Annotated in this window: 20 protein-coding genes; 6 read left to right on the top strand and 14 right to left on the bottom strand. The window is 63.3% G+C overall.

Annotation, left to right across the window (positions count from 1 at the left end):
• From AC1D1X_RS03795 to AC1D1X_RS03780, 4 genes are all read right to left on the bottom strand, one after another.
• The coding region (locus AC1D1X_RS03795) for a HipA N-terminal domain-containing protein (protein ID WP_477697852.1) at positions 1-374 on the bottom strand (374 nt) is incomplete at its 3' end.
• 3 nt (positions 375-377) lie between these two features.
• Entirely contained in the window at positions 378-704 is a 327-nt protein-coding gene (locus tag AC1D1X_RS03790) for a helix-turn-helix domain-containing protein (RefSeq protein ID WP_477669303.1), read from the bottom strand.
• A 168-nt stretch (positions 705-872) separates the two neighbouring features.
• The gene (locus AC1D1X_RS03785) at positions 873-1,847 is read right to left on the bottom strand and encodes a tripartite tricarboxylate transporter substrate-binding protein (protein ID WP_477697851.1); all 975 of its coding nucleotides are present in this window, start codon (positions 1,845-1,847) and stop codon (positions 873-875) included.
• Between the two features lie 18 nt (positions 1,848-1,865).
• Positions 1,866-3,215 carry a class-II fumarase/aspartase family protein gene (locus tag AC1D1X_RS03780; RefSeq protein ID WP_477669301.1) on the bottom strand — a complete coding sequence of 450 codons (1,350 nt, stop codon included), beginning with the start codon at positions 3,213-3,215 and terminating at the stop codon, positions 1,866-1,868.
• 120 nt (positions 3,216-3,335) lie between these two features.
• Here AC1D1X_RS03780 and AC1D1X_RS03775 point away from each other — a divergent pair, with 120 nt between their 5' ends.
• Positions 3,336-4,196: a LysR substrate-binding domain-containing protein gene (locus tag AC1D1X_RS03775; RefSeq protein WP_477697850.1), complete on the top strand. Its 861-nt coding sequence runs from the start codon at positions 3,336-3,338 to the stop codon at positions 4,194-4,196.
• Positions 4,197-4,225: 29 nt separating this feature from the next.
• Here the strand turns inward: AC1D1X_RS03775 and AC1D1X_RS03770 are convergent, their stop codons facing one another.
• From AC1D1X_RS03770 to AC1D1X_RS03760, 3 genes are all read right to left on the bottom strand, one after another.
• A complete protein-coding gene (locus AC1D1X_RS03770) occupies positions 4,226-5,485 on the bottom strand; it encodes an Hsp70 family protein (RefSeq protein WP_477669299.1) in 1,260 nt (419 codons plus the stop codon).
• On the bottom strand, positions 5,482-6,006 hold the full coding sequence (locus AC1D1X_RS03765) for a hypothetical protein (protein ID WP_477669298.1): 525 nt from the start codon (positions 6,004-6,006) through the stop codon (positions 5,482-5,484). The genes AC1D1X_RS03770 and AC1D1X_RS03765 overlap by 4 nt, the downstream gene beginning before the upstream one ends.
• A gap of 112 nt (positions 6,007-6,118) precedes the next feature.
• Positions 6,119-6,586: a nuclear transport factor 2 family protein gene (locus tag AC1D1X_RS03760; RefSeq protein WP_477697849.1), complete on the bottom strand. Its 468-nt coding sequence runs from the start codon at positions 6,584-6,586 to the stop codon at positions 6,119-6,121.
• Between the two features lie 128 nt (positions 6,587-6,714).
• On the opposite strand from AC1D1X_RS03760, the gene AC1D1X_RS03755 reads away from it, so the two are divergent.
• The gene (locus tag AC1D1X_RS03755) at positions 6,715-7,293 is read left to right on the top strand and encodes a TetR/AcrR family transcriptional regulator (protein ID WP_477669296.1); all 579 of its coding nucleotides are present in this window, start codon (positions 6,715-6,717) and stop codon (positions 7,291-7,293) included.
• Here the strand turns inward: AC1D1X_RS03755 and AC1D1X_RS03750 are convergent.
• Complete coding sequence (locus AC1D1X_RS03750; protein WP_477669295.1) at positions 7,290-7,748, bottom strand: MerR family transcriptional regulator; 459 nt, start codon at positions 7,746-7,748, stop codon at positions 7,290-7,292. The genes AC1D1X_RS03755 and AC1D1X_RS03750 overlap by 4 nt on opposite strands.
• Before the next feature lie 18 nt (positions 7,749-7,766).
• Positions 7,767-8,201: a nuclear transport factor 2 family protein gene (locus tag AC1D1X_RS03745; RefSeq protein ID WP_477697848.1), complete on the bottom strand. Its 435-nt coding sequence runs from the start codon at positions 8,199-8,201 to the stop codon at positions 7,767-7,769.
• 224 nt (positions 8,202-8,425) lie between these two features.
• Here AC1D1X_RS03745 and AC1D1X_RS03740 point away from each other — a divergent pair, with 224 nt between their 5' ends.
• Entirely contained in the window at positions 8,426-8,665 is a 240-nt protein-coding gene (locus AC1D1X_RS03740; protein WP_477669293.1) for a hypothetical protein, read from the top strand.
• Between the two features lie 21 nt (positions 8,666-8,686).
• On the opposite strand, the gene AC1D1X_RS03735 is transcribed toward AC1D1X_RS03740, so the two are convergent.
• The 4 genes from AC1D1X_RS03735 to AC1D1X_RS03720 are packed head-to-tail and all read right to left on the bottom strand — an operon-like array spanning position 8,687 to position 11,567.
• Complete coding sequence (locus AC1D1X_RS03735; protein WP_477669292.1) at positions 8,687-8,992, bottom strand: hypothetical protein; 306 nt, start codon at positions 8,990-8,992, stop codon at positions 8,687-8,689.
• Between the two features lie 33 nt (positions 8,993-9,025).
• The gene (locus AC1D1X_RS03730) at positions 9,026-9,709 is read right to left on the bottom strand and encodes a hypothetical protein (RefSeq protein ID WP_477669291.1); all 684 of its coding nucleotides are present in this window, start codon (positions 9,707-9,709) and stop codon (positions 9,026-9,028) included.
• Positions 9,706-10,731: an MlaD family protein gene (locus AC1D1X_RS03725; RefSeq protein WP_477669290.1), complete on the bottom strand. Its 1,026-nt coding sequence runs from the start codon at positions 10,729-10,731 to the stop codon at positions 9,706-9,708. The genes AC1D1X_RS03730 and AC1D1X_RS03725 overlap by 4 nt, the downstream gene beginning before the upstream one ends.
• Positions 10,732-10,760: 29 nt before the next feature.
• Positions 10,761-11,567, bottom strand: a complete 807-nt coding sequence (locus AC1D1X_RS03720) for an MlaE family ABC transporter permease (RefSeq protein WP_477669289.1) — start codon at positions 11,565-11,567, stop codon at positions 10,761-10,763.
• Between the two features lie 124 nt (positions 11,568-11,691).
• On the opposite strand from AC1D1X_RS03720, the gene AC1D1X_RS03715 reads away from it, so the two are divergent.
• Positions 11,692-12,342, top strand: a complete 651-nt coding sequence (locus AC1D1X_RS03715) for a LysE family transporter (protein ID WP_477669288.1) — start codon at positions 11,692-11,694, stop codon at positions 12,340-12,342.
• Positions 12,343-12,432: 90 nt separating this feature from the next.
• On the opposite strand, the gene AC1D1X_RS03710 is transcribed toward AC1D1X_RS03715, so the two are convergent.
• The gene (locus AC1D1X_RS03710; RefSeq protein WP_477669287.1) at positions 12,433-13,902 is read right to left on the bottom strand and encodes an aminotransferase-like domain-containing protein; all 1,470 of its coding nucleotides are present in this window, start codon (positions 13,900-13,902) and stop codon (positions 12,433-12,435) included.
• A gap of 198 nt (positions 13,903-14,100) precedes the next feature.
• Between AC1D1X_RS03710 and AC1D1X_RS03705 the strand changes: the two genes are divergently transcribed.
• Together AC1D1X_RS03705 and AC1D1X_RS03700 are read left to right on the top strand one after the other, a co-directional pair.
• A complete protein-coding gene (locus AC1D1X_RS03705; protein ID WP_477669286.1) occupies positions 14,101-14,457 on the top strand; it encodes a hypothetical protein in 357 nt (118 codons plus the stop codon).
• A 48-nt stretch (positions 14,458-14,505) separates the two neighbouring features.
• On the top strand, positions 14,506-15,122 hold a 617-nt coding region (locus AC1D1X_RS03700), incomplete at its 3' end, for a LysE family translocator (RefSeq protein ID WP_477697847.1).

Below are 15,122 nucleotides of genomic sequence, written 5' to 3'. Positions count from 1 at the left end.
GGATAGGCATACACATTGCCCGGCAAGTCTGTGCCGCAGGCAGCCAGCATGTCGAAATGGTCGTTCGGCCCGCAACCGCGCAACTGCTCCAGGTGGCGGCGCAGCGGCCCTTCGGGCAGCAGGTTCTGGAAGAAGGCCGGCAGGCGCCCGCCTTCGGCATTGAAGAATGGCGTGTTCACATAACTGCGCCAGAAAATCTCCCGGCGCTGTGGGTCGTCGTCGGTGGCAGCCCAGGAGAACACCGGCGAATCCGGGTTGGACCAAAAAACCTCGTCTGGAATGAAACGTGTGAGCGCGCTGCTGCCCGTGCCGTACTGGAACAGCAGGCCGGCACGCAAGGTGCCGATATAAATATCGAGCGCCAGAACGTTCATGGATTAGGGCCTGACGTTCTTGATGTTTGCCCCAGCGAGCTGGGAAGTTTCGGCCACGATGCGGTCCACCCGCGACAAGGCCGGCGCCGGCCCTTCGGCGGCTTGCGCCTGCAGCCCTGCAGCCACCACCTTGGGCAGCAGCAGCACCTCCAGCCCAAGCTGGTCGGCAATGGCCATCAGCGTGGTCACGCGTGGCGCCGTCTTGCCTTGCAAAACGCTGCGCACCGACAAAGGCGTCAGCCCCGTGCTTTCGGCAACGGCCTGGTAATCCAGCCCCAGGCGCTGGCGCTGGCTTTCCAGGTTGGCTGCAACTTCAGACAATGTTTTCATAGATAGAAAAATATCGTTTCTTGTTAAAACGATAGTATTTTATCTAATCAAACAACAAATATCAATACTAAACTAGCGTTTCATACAAAAACAATACTTAACCATCTATTACCGAGAGACTGACTTAATCCCTGCAGCGTCGCCGCATGCATGGGACAGCACGAACAGCTAGTCGGCATAAACACCGGCCGCCTTGATGATGGGCCCCCACCGGGCAATTTCGTTGCCCAGAAAGCTGCGGTGCCCGGCCAGCGTGGCACGGTCATCCTCCACGACCTGTATGCCTGAGGCAATTTGCGCCTGCCTGAAGGCAGGTGTTTTCATGGCCGTCCGCAGCACATCATTGAGCCGTTGCTGGATGTGCGGTGGCGTGAYCTTCGGCGCATAAAGGGCAAACCAGATGCTCAGCTCGACACCCGAAATACCGAACCGTGCCATGGTCGGAACGGCGGCGAGCGACGTGCCGGTCAGGGGTTTGGCGGAGGTCACGGCAATTGCCTTGAGCTTGCCGGCCTGGATATGGCCGACCGTCGTAGGGGTGGGGTCACAGATCATGTCCACATGCCCGCCAAGCAGGTCCGCCACTGCGGGCGCACTGCCACGGTAGGGCACGGTCGTAATGCTGACTTTCAATGAAGACTGGAGCAGCAAGCCGCACAGGTGCGATGACGAGCCCACACCGGCGTGCGCCAGCCTCACCTGCGGCTGCCGGGCCATCCAGCGGATGAGGCTCACCAAGGAGTCCACGGGCACCTGCGGCCGCGCAACCAGCACCAGAGGCGTGTCGACCACCACTCCCAGCGGCGCGAAATCCACATCCGGCTTGAAGCCCAGGTTCCGGTACAGCGCCGGTGAAGTCGCCATGCCGATGTGCCCCATCAGCAGCGTGTGACCATCGGCTGGAGCCCGCATGGCGATGACCGTGCCGAGGTTACCGCCGGCGCCGGACAGATTCTGGATAACCACAGGCTGGCGCAGCTGGGCCTGCATGGGCACGGCAAGCTCCCTGGCCAGTTTGTCCATGGGCCCCCCGGCCGCAAAGGGCACGATCAGGGTGACCGGTTTGGTGGGATAGGCCTCCTGAGCGCACGCAGACGCAGCGCAGAAGGCGAGCATGAAGGCAATGCAGATGGCTCTGGTCATAAATCCCCCTCGGGTTGGTTAAACGGATACGGATTGCGTTGCCAGGCCCCCGGCGGCAGGCGGCGGCCTGCGCGATGCGTCCACCTCGCGCGCACCAAAAGACAGGTGTTCGTTCACATCAAGCAGCGCATTCACTGCGGCTTCGTCCAGCCCGCACTGCAAGCCCACCAGGGCAGCCGCTATCGATACGCCCTCCACCCTGGACTTCTGGCAGGCACGGGCAACCAGTTCATGCGCGCGGTTCAGGCCGATGCGCCTGGCCAGCGCCATCTGCACGGTCTCGGTGACGATCGCCCCGTCTGTGAGGGCCACATTGCGCGCCATCCTTGCGGAGTCCACCACCAGTTCGTCCAGCATGGTCGTGGCCTGTGCCAGAAGGGCTCCCATCAGGGAGAAGCACAGCGGCACTGCATGCAGCTCGACATACCAGGCGTCCAGCGACCTTTCGTTCTCCACGAGCGCCGCGTCCAGCATCATCGGAGCCGTGTGGAACAGCATTCTCGACAGGGCGACGACGGACGACGCCGCGACCGGATTGTTTTTCTGCGGCATGGTGCTGCTGGCGCCCCTGCCAGCGGCAAAAGCCACTTCACCGACTTCCGTGCTGGAAAGCATCAGCAGGTCCCGGCCGATCTTTCCGAGCGTCGCAGCGATCTGCGACAAAAGAAGCACCGCCTCGGCCGGGCCGTCACGCATGCAATGCCACGCAACATCCGGTTCATTCAACCCCAGCTTTTGCATCAGGCGCCGGCGTGTTTCATGCCCCGCGCCGGAGAACGAAGCCAGCGTGCCCACGGCGCCACCCAGCTGCCCGGTCGCCACGCGCGGCACAGCCTCTGCAAGCCGGTCCATCTGCCGCAGCACGCCCGAATTCCAGACCGCAGCCTTGAAGCCGAACGTGACGGGCAACGCATGCTGCTGATTGGTCCGTCCGGCCTGGATGGTGCGCTGGTGGGCCGTGGCCAATGCGCCCAGCGCCCCCGAAAATTGCGCCAGCGAATCGCCGATCAGTGCGAATGCTTCCTGCATCTGAAGCGCCAGTGCGCAATCCATCACGTCCTGGGTCGTTGCGCCATAGTGGACATACTGGCCCAGGTCACCGCGGCACAGCTTGACCACCTGGTTCACCAGCCCCACCATGGGCAGGCCGACCATGCGTGTCTTCTGCCTGAGTTGCGCAAAATCAATGTTTTCGACGTGGGCAACGCGACAGATTTCATCAGCCGCATCCTGAGGAATCACACCCAGTTCAGCCTGCACGGCGGCAAGTTCACGCTCGAAACGAAGGCAGCGGTCGACAAAATTCCGCTCCGAAAAAATGCCCGCGATGGCCCCGCCGTCATGCAAATCACTGAAGAGCTGGTTCATTCGTCAGGCCCTTTGCGTTGCCACAGATGTTGCTAGGTGAAACAAACTGTATCCAATATGATGTCTCGGTAAAAACGATTTGTTGTGATCCCTCCGTTCTCTTTTAGCGATGGGTTGACCATGAATGTTCTGGGCCTGAAAACGTTTGCCGCCGTCGCCAGCCAGGGCGGCATTACCTCTGCCGCGCAAACGCTGCACACCGTGCAATCCAACATCACCCWGCGCATCCGGATGCTGGAATCGGAGTTGGGCCTGGCGCTTTTCAAGCGCCATAGCCGGGGCATGGAACTGACGCGGGCAGGCCAGCGGCTGCTGCCCTATGCCAACCGCATCGTGGCGCTGATGGATGAAGCGCAGGCCGCGGCCAAAGGAGAGGAAGACGCTCCAGCTGTCCTAACAATCGGCTCAATGGAGACCACCGCTGCGGTCCGGCTGCCCTCGCTGCTTGCCGCATACCGCCGCGTGCTTCCGCAGGTGGCCATCTCGCTGGAAACCGGCCCGACCGCGACGCTGATCGAGGCCGTGCTCACGCGGCGCCTGGACGGCGCGTTCATCGCCGGCCCGCTCAACAACCATGCGCTGGTCAGCCTGGTCGCGTTCGAAGAAGAACTGGTGCTCGTCTCGTCTGCCAGCTGGGTGCGCCCCAGTGAGCTCGGCAGGCGCCTGGAAAACGGCGCGGCGGCGATCATGTTCAAGACCGGCTGCTCTTATCGCCAGCGGTTCGAACAGCTTCTGAGCGAGCGCGGCTGGCCCAGGTACACCCGGCTTGAAATGGGCACACTGGAAGGCATCCTGGGCTGTGTTGCCGCAGAGGTCGGCATCTCGCTGCTTCCACGGTCCATTGTCGAAAACGCGGCCAACAGGTCCGCCTTACGCTGCCATCCATCGACCGGCAAGAAATACGCCGTCAAAACACTTTTTATCCGCCGGCGCGACGAGCATCCCGGCGAAGCCTTGCAGCAATTCATGAACCTGCTGTAAGCCAAGCGCATGGCATCAGAACACAGCCCCTAACCAAATTTGCGCGCTGCATCCAGCGCCAGCCCGGCGCCGATGCTGCCGAAACGGTCGCCTTCCACACTGCGTGCCTGCGGCAGCAATGCTGAAATTTGCTCACGCAGCAAAGGCACGCCGCTGGAGCCGCCGGTGAAAAATACGGTATCAATGTCGTCGGCGTTGACAACCGCGTCCTTGACCAGCCCCATCACGGTACGCGCCACGGTGCCGACCAGTTCACTGATGGCCGCGTCGAAATCGGGCCGGTGCAGGGTCAAGGTCTCGCCCGGTGCAATGCGCCCCAGGTCCATGGTGGTTTCAGGCGCGTCAGAAAGCGCGATCTTGGCCGCTTCCACCTGCATGGCCAGCCAGTGCCCTGCCCGTTCGCGCACCAGGTTTTGCAGGCGGTCCAGTTTGTCTTTCTCGATTGCGCCGCGCCGGATATCGCTGATCTGCGTCCACGACTTCTTGCTGTAGACCTGGTTGATGGTGTGCCAGGTTGCCAGGTTGAAGTACTGGGCCGATGGCACCTGCAACCCGCTGTGAAGCAGGCTGCCCAGGCCCAGCGTGGGCATCACGCTCGCAAGGCTCAGGTATTTGTCGAAGTCGGTGCCGCCTATGTGCACGCCGCCGCTGGCCAAAATATCATCACGCCTGTCTGCCTTGCGGGCACGCTCGGGCGACAGGCGCACCAGCGCGAAGTCCGAGGTGCCGCCGCCAATGTCAACCACCAGCACAAGCTCTTCACGCCTGATCTGCGACTCGTAGTCGAACGCCGCCGCAATCGGCTCGTACTGAAAGGCAATTTCTTTGAGGCCCACCGCGTGCGCGATTTCGGCCAACGTGTTTTCAGCCCGTTTGTCAGCCGCAGCGTCGTCATCCACAAAAAATACGGGGCGGCCCAGCACGGCCTGGTTGAAGGGCTGGTCTGCAGCTTTTTCAGCGCGGTGCTTGAGCTCGCCAATGAACTGTGCCAGCAGCACACGAAACGGCAGCGCGCGGCCGGCGACCTCGGTGTGCTCATCAATCATGGCCGTGCCGAGCAGGCTTTTGAGCGAACGCATCAGGCGGCCTTCATGGCCGGCCAGGTAATCGGCCAGCGCCGCCCGGCCATAGCTGACGTGCTCGTCTTCGGCATGGAAAAACACCACCGACGGCAGCGTCGGTTTGCCGTCTTCAAGCGTCAGCAACGCGGCTTGCCCGGGCCGGCTCCAGCCCGCAGTGGAGTTGGAGGTGCCGAAGTCGATCCCGCAGGCGCTGGACGCGGCGCTCACCGCCCGGCCGGCTTGGCGAAGCCGCTTTCGGCCCAYGCCACGGCGCTGGCGCGGTTGAGCTTGAAGGACGGCGCCACGCGCACCTGCGCGAGCTCTTCGCCCGTTTCGTCGGCGGCGCTGAGCAGGCCGTGCGGGTTGTCTTCGTCCGGAACGATGTCGAGCGAAACCGTGATGCGCGCTGCATTGGCCGTCACGGTGATGCTTTGGTGCAGCGTGGCATGCAGCTGTTGCTCATGCCTGCGCACAAATTCGGAAGCAGTTTTGACCAGCGTGCTGAAAGCCGGGCCATCCAGCGGCTTGGGATTTTTCTTGTCGCGGCCCATGGTCCACGGGCCGACCAGCGCGGGCTCGGGTTCGCCGTCCTTGATCATGGCGACAGCCCAGCCGTCGTCGTCTTCGTTCTTGATGACCTTGGCCGTCCAGCCGTCACCGCACCAAAGGCGCGGCTCCTGGATGTTTGGCGGGGTGTCGTGGAGAGATTCATCGGCCGGGCCGGCCGGCAGGGTGCGGGAGTCAATCAAAACGCAGGTCACTCGGGTCGGGCACCCCGGCAGCGGGGCCAGGGGCAAATTCAGGTGTACGCACCGCCTTCAAATAACACGGTGCGCCTCGGACCCGGATTTTACCGCCCGCTCACAAACCCAGGTCGCTCAAGCCCGGATGGTCGTCGGGCCGGCGCCCCAGCGGCCAGTGAAACTTGCGTTCGGCGGGCTTGATGGGCAGGTCGTTGATGCTGGCGTGGCGCACGGCCATCAGGCCGTTCCCGTCGAACTMCCAGTTTTCATTGCCGTAGGAGCGGAACCAGTTGCCCGCATCGTCGTGCCACTCGTAGGCAAAACGCACGGCAATGCGGTTGCCGCCAAAGGCCCAGAGTTCCTTGATGAGGCGGTAGTCCAGCTCGCGCACCCATTTGCGCGACAGCAGGCCCGCGATTTCTTCGCGCCCCGTGACGAACTCGGCGCGGTTACGCCATTTGCTTTGCGGCGTGTAGGCCATGGAAACACGCTGCGGCTCACGCGTGTTCCAGCCGTCTTCGGCGGCACGGACTTTCTGCACGGCGGTTTCAAACGTAAAGGGGGGAAGCGGTGGCCGTGATTCCATGAAGATCTCCTGGGGTTGAACAAAATGGGCGAAATGGGCAGAAAACCAGATGTAGACAGATTTGTCTACTTTGATGAAATTCTGTCACATGTAGACAGATCTGTCTATGTCGCATCTACAATGACGCCATGGACCTCTCCACCCTCCCCGCACGCGAGCGAATCCTCGTCACGGCACACGAACTTTTCTACCGCGACGGCCTGCGCGCCACCGGCATCGACCGCATCATTGCCGAGTCGGGCGTGGCCAAGCTCACCTTCTACCGGCACTTTCCCAGCAAGGACGAGTTGATCCGCACCTTCCTGGACTACCGGCATGAACGCTGGATGGGCTGGTTTGTCGACGCGCTGGGCCGCCATGGCGCGCGACCCGGCGGCGGGCTGGCGCCGCTGGTGCAGGCCATGGCCGAATGGTTTGCCGACCCGGCGTTTCGCGGTTGCGCTTTCATCAACGCCGTGGCGGAAGTGGGCGGCACCCTGCCGGGTGTGGCAGACATTGCACGCCGGCACAAGCAGGACATGCAGCAGGTCATTGCCGATTTGCTGCCCGGTGGCGCGGGCCAGGCAGAGGCGGCGCGGGCAGCCGCGCTGGCAGTGGACGGCGCCATCGTACGGGCGCAGATGGACGGCGCTGACGCGGCGCTGGCGGGCCTGCGCCTATTGCTGAACGGGCTGGACAGTCCGGCCGGCAAAGCGGGCGGCCGCTAGGTTTTTCCAGGCCGGCGCGATTTTTCTTTGGGCCGCGACGCAAGCGCAACACCCGCACGCTCAGCCACCTTCACGGCGGGGCGTTTGCCCGACGCCACCCACTCGCCGTAAAAGTCGATCTTGCTGTCCAGCAGCTTGAGTGCCAGTTGCCATTCGGCAATCATGTCCTTGACCTGCGCGCGGTGCGCGGCCAGCAGCGCCTGCCGCTGCCTGAGCGTGCTGCTGCCCTGCTTGACCAGCGCGGTGTACTCCCGCATTTCGGCAATCGACATGCCGGTGCGCCGCAGCCGGTCCATCAGGTCCAGCCAGCTGATGTGCAGATCGCCATAGACGCGTCGGCCGCCGGCGTCGCGCGTCACGCCGGGGATCAGACCCTGTGCCTCATACCAGCGTATGGTGTGCACGCTGCGCCCGGTGCGTGCGGCAAGTTGCCCGATCAGAAAACTTTCAGCCATGCCCGACTGTATAACGGCTCAGGCGGCCAACGCGGGCGCCTCCAGCGCAGCGCTCACCAGGGCGGTGTCGAAGTACTCCGTCAGCTCTTTCATTTGCCCGCCTTCCATGCGGCAAACATAGCAATAGCGGTTGTTGTAGGCCTTGCCGGCATGGGTGGTAACTTGCCCGCGGAACTCGATGACGACCATGTCGCCGTCGGCCATGACGCGCTCTGTGGTGCTGACAYAGGGCGTGGCGAACTGGGCAAACAGCGGCCGCAGCAGCTCGGTGACGACGGCCTGCTTGCCGCGGTAGGTGCGCGACCAGGGCGTGCTGCCCTCAAGGGTCCAGCAGAAATCGTCTGCCATGGCGTCGACAAATGCCTGGCCGTTGCCTTTGTCCAGTTCAGCCATGACCTCCTGCATGCGCAGGCGGTTGGCCGCTGTGATGTCGGTGGTGGGTGCTGCACTCATGATGAAACTCCTTGAAGGCTTCTTCGCATCGACTGCGAAGTGGGTATGAAGTGGGTAAAGGCCGGCAACATTGCCAGGGCCCTGAAAGGATTGGAATACCTTGAGTGCACTCAAGGTCAAGCCCTGGAGGCAGAATCCCGCAAAATCCACCATGAAATCGGCCGCCAGCGCAATGTGGTCAAGCGCGAGCAGCTATTTTTTTAATAGCAAACCTACAATGGCGCATGAACCCCAAAAAGCCTGCAACGAGTGAATGGGTCAGCAAGATGCTGGCGGTGCTGAAAACCGGCAACACCCCGGCAGCGCTGGCCCAGATCAAGGCCACCACCAGCAGCAAGGACTTGCAGCAATTGCACGCCGCGCTGGAGAAAGCGCAACTCCTCAAACAGCTCAAGAGCGTTGACACCGCCATTTCCGACCAGTTGCGGGCGCTGGCCTCGCCTCGGCTGAGYCGCTCGCCCTGAACGCTTCAGGTCCGCTCCCTTTCAGGCGGGGCGGATTTCAAACTGCGCGTCGCCCATATACCGGTTCGGTCCCAGCGCGGCCGTCACGGCAGCCAGCTCGGCCGCCTGCCATTGGTTGAAGATTTCCAGTTCGTCGCTTGACAGGACATCTTCGGCCGGCGCTTCGCCGTAAGTCGCCACCAGTTTCATGTAGGCCGCGTACACCGGCCAGACCAGGCTTTCGTCTCCCAGCTCGGTTTCCACCGCCGTTCGGAAGCGTTGCTCAGCGGCCTGCAGCTCTTCTGCGGAGGCGTCTTCATAGGCGTAAAGCCTGAGGCGGTAGCTCACGGTTGTTTCTCTCAAGGCAAAACGGGACAAGGATCAGGGCGTTTGCGACTTCACCGGTGCAGGAGGCATGCCCTGCGTCAGCTCGATGCGGCGCCGCAGCTTTGCAGCTTCCTGGGTGTCGCCACCCTGCTCTGCCCGTCGCAGCTGAACGCCCAGCCAGGCCAGCAGCGGCCGGCGCCAGCCTTTCACAGACGCCGTATCAATCGCCTGGGTGATCACGGCAGGACTGGCTTTACCGGCCTGCAGCATCACGCCGGCAGCCACCAGTTTCGACAACGGGTCGGCAATGGCCGCCACAGCACCGACGTCACCAGCCGCCGCCCGGCGTTGCGCTTCAGGCAGCAAGGCAATGCCCTGCGGCTGCACCTGACCCTTGAGGTAATCAGCGTAGGCGCGCTGGGCGTCGGTGGCGTCTTCGCGCAGTTTCTCAAAACCGGTGCAGGGCTCGTCCAGCACCAGGCTGGCAACCCGGGTGGCGCAGTGCAGCAGCTCGGCGGTGGCTAACAGTTCGGCCCGGCCGGAGCGTGTCAGCTGCGTGCGGGCGCGCCCGAGTTCGGCCATCTCGACGCGGCTGTTGCCTTCCATGTAGGCGGCCACAGAGCGGTCCATCGAACCTTTGGCCTCGAGTTGCCAGTCGGGCGGTTGCGGGCCGCCGGCACAGGCGGCCAGCAGCAAGGCCGAAGTCAGCGCGGCGGCATACGTAAAGATGTTCTTCATGGCAGCTTCATCTCCGCATCGCGGGCGTCTTTGGCGAAAGGCCATTTGCGGCTGATTTCGTTGATCAACCCCTCAACCTTGCGCAGGCTGGCTTCCACGTCGGCGCGCAGCACGCCCAGGTCGTCAGTGGCATCTTTGGCGTTGCGGGTGACGGCCTGGGCGTCCTGCAGCAATGCATCCACTTTCTTGAGGCTGGTGCGGGCCTCGCCCAGCATGGCGTTGAGCTGAACCACGGTGGCCCGGGTTTCGGGCATCAGTCCCTTGTCGCCGAACACCTGGGTGTCGGTCTTGGCGGCCAGCCCGTCGAGTTTGGTGAGTAGCGAGTTGGTGCGCTCCAGCGTGGCGGCAAACTTTTTGGCCTCGGCCTCGCTGCCCAGCAACACTGTCAACGCACCGCCCGGCCCGTTCAGCCGCTCCGTCAGCGTCTGCAGGTTGGCCAGACTGGTACCCACCGCACCGCCGCTTCCCGTCAGGGTGTTGAGGTTTTCAATCAGGTCCTTGGCGGCAGCGATCACTTTGGGCACTTCGCCGGCCGCATCGCCCAGCAGCACCGTGCGTTCCGCGCCGTCGGGCAGCAGCGGGTCGTTCAACAAGCCGGTGTAGGCGCGGATGTTGGTGCCGCCGACGAGGCCGCGTACCAGCGTGAAGACGCTGGTGGTGCGCAGCCAGTGGGCGTCCTTGGCGGCCACATCCACCAATATGCGGGCCTTGCCGTCGCTGGCCAGCTCGATGCGCTTGACGCGGCCTATCGGGAAACCCGAGAAAGTCAGGTCCATGCCGACCACCACGCCTTCGGAGTCTTCGGCGATGAGCACCAGCCGCTGGGTGGACTCAAAGGCCCCGCGCGCATACATCACATAAAGGGCCGAGCCCACCACCAGCAGCAGCATGAAGATCAGGAGAAGCCGGGCCTTGAATTCCAGGTTGGCGATTTCCGCCGGCGAAGACTCCGGCTCCCGCGCGGGCTGGAGCGGATCCGGCCGGCCGTGCTCAGGGGATGAAGGGTCGTGGGGTGAGCTCATGGATTGTTATTTGGTATTTATTGAGGCGGTCAATAATAGTTGCCGACCAGCGAAGCCACTTCAATCAGCAAAATCACGGCGAACATGCGCACGAGGCCGCGCATCTCGGCGCTGGTGCGCACGCTGGCTTCGCCCATGCCGTAAAGCGCCGAGGCCATGGGGATCAGCGACACGGCCAGGCAGAAGAACAGGGTTTTGAGCACAAAGATCAGCGTGACGGAAGGGCTGAAGACCTGACCGAACAGCCGGGTATAGGCCGCCAGGCCCGACAAGGCGAAGCCGTAGGTTGCCAAATAAGCCACCACCAGCGCCACCACGCAACTAAGCGCAGCCAGCGTGATGCCGGAGAACATGCCCGCCACCACGCGCGGCAGCACCTCGCGCCGCACCGGCTCGATGCCGCGCTCGCGCATCTCGTCGAGTTCGCCGCTGGCCTGCATGGCCGTGAGTTCGGCGCCATCAGGGATGGTGCAGCGCAGCGCCACAAAAAGCGCCGCCGTCAGCGGAATAAGTTCAAGCACCAGCACGCGGATCACGACCTGCAACGCGTACTGCGACAAGCCGTAGCTCAGCGCGGTCACCAGCACGATCCGCGTGAGCACCACGGTGACCAGCGCGCACAGCAAGGTAAAGCCCAGCAGGATGGGCGCCGTGTTGATGTAGATGTGGCGGGACAGCACCGTGCGGCTTTGCGGGCTGTAGCTGGAAGGCGAGAGGGTCAGCACCAGGATGATCGCGCCCAATTTCACCAGGCGCCACCATTCGATCAGCCAGTGCTGGGCGGTACGGCGTGTTTGCGAGAGGCGGCCTTGCCAGGATGATGCTGTTGAAGCCATTGGGCCATGATACCCGCGGGCTATTGCCGTCGATGTAGGATGGCAGGCGTTTTGCGCGGCGTGGGCCAGCTCCCGGCCCACGATCACCGCCATCCTTCTTTCTTCATTTCGTCACCGTTTCATCATGGCCATTGACACCTGGACCGCCTACTTCCTCGCCTCCATCCTGATCGCGCTCTCACCCGGCTCGGGCGCGGTGCTGGCCATGAGCCATGGCCTGAGCTACGGCATGCGGCGCACGCGTGCCACCATCGCGGGCTTGCAGATCGGGCTGGTGGTGATTTTGCTGGTGGCCGGGGCGGGGGTGGGCTCATTGCTGGTGGCGTCCGAGCTGGCCTTCAGCATCGTGAAAATCCTGGGCGCGCTCTACCTCATCTATATCGGCTGGTCGCAGTGGCGCTCATCGAACGGTATAGCAGCGGAAGATGCCGGCCCCGCAGCCGATGCGAACGGTATTTCAGCGCGCAGGCGCTTTCTCACCGGCCTGCTGACCAACGTCACCAACCCCAAGGGCATTCTTTTCATGGTCGCAGTGCTGCCGCAGTTCATCAGCCCCGCCAGGCCGCTGTGGCCCCAGTTGCTGGTGATGGCGCTCACGACTGTGGCGGTCGACACCGTGGTGATGCACGGCTACGCATTTGCCGCGAGCCGTTTGCAAAAGCTGTTCAGGAACGCACGTGCGGTGCGGCTGCAAAACCGGCTGTTCGGTGGCATGTTGATGGCAGTGGGTGCGGGCCTGTTCTTTGTCAAACGCAGCCACGCTGCGGCGCATTAGACGCGTCGATCGCTATCAAAACAGTAGCTACTCGCGCATACCCCTAAAGGGCTGGAGCCCTAAAACCCTCAAAATAGCAGCGCCATGCCCTCAAGCCGGCCGGGGCCCAGCTTGCGACACAATGCCCGCCAGCTTGCGCAGGGCGCTGTCGGTCTCGCTGGAAAACGGTGAGCCGCAACTGATGCGCAGGAAGTGGTCAAAGCGGTTCGAGTTGGAAAACATGGAACCGGGCGCCACCCGTATGCCCTGCCGGATGGCGATGTCGAATACCGCCTGCGCTGAGGTACCCGCCGGCAACTCCACCCAGAGCATCATGCTGCCACGGGGCACCGACAACCGGGTTCCGGCGGGAAAGTGCGCCGCAATCGCCTCGGCCATCTGCTCGCGCTGCACGTTGAGCATGCGGCGCAGCCTGGCCAGGTGGCGGTCATAGGCGCTGGAGGCCATGAACTCGGCCACGGCCAGCTGGCCCACCATGTCGTTGGCGCGGCTTTGCGCGTACTTGAGCATCTTGATGCGCGCCTGCCAGCGTCCGCCGGCGACCCAGCCCAGACGCAGCCCGGGCGCCAGGGTCTTGCGCAGCGATGCGCAGTAAATCACCGAGCCGCTTCGGTCCCAGGCCTTGGCCGCCTTCAGCGGAATGTCGTCGGGCCCCAGCGCGCCATAGGTATCGTCTTCAATCAGCGCGACCTGCTGGCGATCACACAGTGCGACGAGCTTTTCCTTTTCGGCGTCGGGCATCACGCTGCCGAGCGGATTGTGGAAATTGGGGATCACCACCACGGCGCGTATGCGGTCGTGCGTCTGGAAGGCCAAATCCAGCGCCTCCACGGAAATCCCCAGCTTCGGGCTGGTGGGAATCTCCAGCGCGCGCAGACCCAGGCTTTCGAGGATCTGCAGCAGGCCATGGTACGTCGGTGACTCGACGGCCACGGTGTCCCCCGGCCGAGCCACCGCACGCAAGGCAACGTTCAGCGATTCAATACAGCCGTGCGTGACCAGGATGTCTTCCGCTGACAGCCGCATGCCGGCCTCCAGCGCCCGCTTGGCCAGCACGGCATTGAGCGGTGAATCGTTGAGGAAGTCCGGCGGGTTCACCAGCAGTTGCGGGTGCTTGCGCAACGCGCGCGTGGCGGCGTTTTTGAGGGCCTCGGCCGGGTACATCTCGGGCGAGCCGTAGGTGCCTGCCAGGTTGGTCACCAGCGGGTAGACATCGCATTTGGCGACGAAATCGGACACCCGGTCATGGATGCCGACGTACTGTGCCGGATCCAGCCTGTGGCCGCATTCCGGCTCGCTGGGCGGCTGGATATCCATCCGGCGACGCTTGAGCACAAAGTAGCCCGAACGCGGCCGCGCCTCCAGCAGGCCTTCGTCTTCCAGCGTGTGGCAGGCCTCCACCGCCGTCGACAGGCTGACCTGGTGCAGCCGCGTCAGCGCCCTGACGGACGGCATGCGCTGCCCCGGCATCAAAACGCCGGACTGGATCGCCTGGCGGTAATGGCTGGAGAGCTGTAAATACAGCGGTTGCGACAGGGATGGCGAGGGTTGCAGGTCCATAAACCGAATGATCCGTGAAGGGGAAGCCGGGACACAGCCACAGATGGGGCGAAATCAGACCATAACAGATGAATAAACAGTCATCTGTACCGATACAGAAAGGACTTGCCTGGCTCTGTCGGGGAAGTGCCGGTCTCTTTAACCTTGATGTCTCCTTCCCCCGTTTTTCCAGTTCACCAACCCATGAATGGAGCCGCCATGAAAGAGCACTTTGCACCTCGCCACCTTCAACTGGACGCCGGTGAGTCCCTGTTTTTTCACACCAAGGCGGGCAGCGCCCTGATCAGCACCTCGGGCACGCTGCTGGTGACCGGCACCCCGCGCTGGCTTGGCGAGCAGGTCTTTCGCGACAGCATGCCGCTGGAGGCGGGACAGTCGCATACCGTCGCCCAGACCGGATGGATCACGGTGACCGCCCAGCACGGGGGCGCAGCATGCGTGCTGAACCAAGCCTCGGCAAAAGCCCCGGGCCAGACGGGAAGCGTGCTTTTAAGGTACTTTTCAGGAATCGTGAAGGCCGTGCGCAGCTGGCTGCGTAGCGCCGAGGCTGCATAGGCGCCGCCGGAAATAAATTGCCCCCATCATTTTTTAATTGATCTCACCATGACCACTTCCGCCTGGCTGCTCTTCATCACCATTTCACTTGTCACCGCGCTCAGCCCCGGGCCGGGCATTTTGCTGGCGGTTTCCAACGCCGTGGCCTGGGGGCCGCGCAAGACGCTGTGGAGCTCCACCGGCAATGTGCTCGGCGTGTTCGCCGTCTCCACCGCGGCCATGGCGGGCCTGGGCACTTTGCTGCACACGTCGGCCTGGCTGTTCGCTGTGCTCAAGGCCGTGGGCGCCGTCTACCTCATGTACCTGGGCTGGCGGCAGTGGACCAGCAAGACCTCGATGTTCGACACGCCCCTGTCTGACGGGACACACGCCGGAACATCCGCCGGAAAAAGCAATGCAGCATTGTTCCGGCAAGGCCTGCTGGTGGCGGTGACCAATCCCAAAAGCATCCTGTTCTTCACCGCGCTGTTCCCCCAGTTCATCCACCCGGAGGCGCCGATGCTGCCGCAATTCCTGGCACTGACCAGCGCCTTCGCTGCGTGCGTGCTGGTCTCCCACTTCACCTATGTGCTGCTGGCCAAACACACCCACCAATGGTTTGGCACGCCCCGCCGGGCCCGCATTTTCAATCGCCTCTGCGGCGGTGCGTTTGGCCTGCTGGGCTT

The organism is Polaromonas sp. P1_G4 (assembly GCF_056405475.1).
This window is presented reverse-complemented; position numbering and strand designations above follow the sequence as displayed.